The 1333-nt window shown below is 36.2% G+C and carries 1 protein-coding gene; it reads right to left on the bottom strand.

Going from position 1 to position 1333, the window contains the following annotated elements; all coding sequences use genetic code 11:
* Positions 1-110 precede the first annotated feature (110 nt).
* Complete coding sequence (locus HLH16_RS14610) at positions 111-1208, bottom strand: hypothetical protein (RefSeq protein WP_171529863.1); 1098 nt, start codon at positions 1206-1208, stop codon at positions 111-113.
* Between the last annotated feature and the right edge of the window lie 125 nt (positions 1209-1333).

Consider the following 1333-nt stretch of genomic DNA (forward strand, 5'->3'; position numbering starts at 1 on the left):
ACCTTTAGCTAATTCAGCTGCCATACTTTTGATTGTAGCTTCATCCATGTGAAGTACCTCTTTTTATTATCCTCAGTAGGATAAATGAAAATTAAGTACTTACACAAAATTTAGAACAGTCCCACGATAGACCATTTCCGGTTATCCCACTCAAGATCATTTGCACTGGCAGATCTATTTTGTCTATTAAATAACATCCAAATTAAGCAATCATTCTTGAACTTATCAGATAATGGTTCTGTAGGTTGTAAATATTGGTCACAATCGTTTAACCATGTCGGAATAATTAAACGACGAACTGCAAAAATAATCGCAACTTGCCAAAGAATTTTATCTGTAATAAGGAAGCCACCAGCACTTCCATAGCCAGAAGAGAAAATAACGGTGTGTTGTTCTGCGTGTTGAAGGTCATTTCCAGCACAGTCTATTCCACCTATTGCACCATCTGCCCATTTTTTCCCGCGTAAATCTTTAGTTACTGTTGCAGGAGAAACTGCATTTTTTAATGGGATAGCCTCTACATTGTTGGGCTTTGGTCGAGTTATCCATTCACTTAGGAATTGATTCTTGGGAATATTGAAAAACGATTTTTCGCCAATAGCTTTCGCATCTTTATCTATAACTTCAGTAACAATCTCAGTTGTAAATATTTTATTAACAGCTTTCTGGTCAGTTTTCCAAATCAAAAATCCAATTGGAAATTTCCCTGTTAAACCATCAAATGCTTTGTTATGAACGACAAATCCTCCCAAATATTCTGCTTTCCAATTTTGGCGAAATTTCTCAAAATTTGGTGCCGTAACGTATTTCAAAGTACTGAATGTTGCAATCGTGGCTTTTGGTATTTCTTGTGCAATTCGAGCCAAAAATTGAGTAAACAATTCATTACTTGCTTTGCCATAATCTATCATTGCAGTAGCTGCAAGTTTGGTTTTTGCTACCCCACTTTTATATTCTGCATTACCAACATTCGCAGTATTGCCACGATTAGTAGCAGCTGCATAAGGTGGATTTATCAATACAAGTATCTTTTTCCCTTCTGCAATCGCTTGGCGTAATGCTTGAGGTACTTTATTAGTTAGGCTGTAATCAATCTTACCATCATCAGTAATATCATCATTTAAGTAATCATACTGAAAGCGTGTTGCTGCAACACATGTTTTTGTAGCTTTCATCACATCAACATCTGCTTGATCTAGCGTACTCATAAGAGGTGGTCCCACATGTTTGAACAACTAAAAGCTTATTTATAAGTGATACTCTGCTCTAGTTAAGCTACCTTATTTTGTTGTGGTAGCTGGTCATAGTAAAACTCATCTGGAGTCATTTTGTC

Origin of the sequence: Acinetobacter sp. ANC 5378, from assembly GCF_013004315.1 — a bacterium.
Classification (GTDB): domain Bacteria; phylum Pseudomonadota; class Gammaproteobacteria; order Pseudomonadales; family Moraxellaceae; genus Acinetobacter.

Coding starts and splice junctions, on each gene's coding strand:
- HLH16_RS14610 (WP_171529863.1), bottom strand. CDS start 1,208: ATGAGTACGCTAGATCAAGCAGATGTTGATGTGATGAAAGCTACAAAA.